This window comes from Bacillus cereus group sp. Bce019 (assembly GCF_051781745.1).
GTDB lineage: Bacteria > Bacillota > Bacilli > Bacillales > Bacillaceae_G > Bacillus_A > Bacillus_A cereus.
Genome location: NZ_JBPWJX010000267.1, coordinates 1 through 251, shown reverse-complemented (window position 1 = coordinate 251; position 251 = coordinate 1). Strand labels below are relative to the sequence as shown.

Here is a 251-nt window from a genome sequence, read left to right as displayed (position 1 = left end):
AGAGAAATACACCATACGCCTTAGAGCAAGTTTATAACATCATTAATGGTCGAAGTTTACAAGGATTGCCAACCATTATTACCACTAATTTAAGTCTTGAAGATATCAAGAACTATACTGAAAGTATTGAACTGAAAAGAATTTATTCAAGAGTTTTGGAAATGTGCATACCAGTTTTAGTCAGTGGAGCAGATATCAGAGAACAAATTCATAAAAAGAAAATACAGGAATCAAGAGAGCTACTCTTATAG

Annotated in this window: 1 pseudogene; it reads left to right on the top strand. The window is 32.3% G+C overall.

Annotation, left to right across the window (positions count from 1 at the left end):
* Positions 1-251 (top strand): annotated as a pseudogene (locus ACS2QP_RS28280) (ATP-binding protein); the annotation flags it as partial.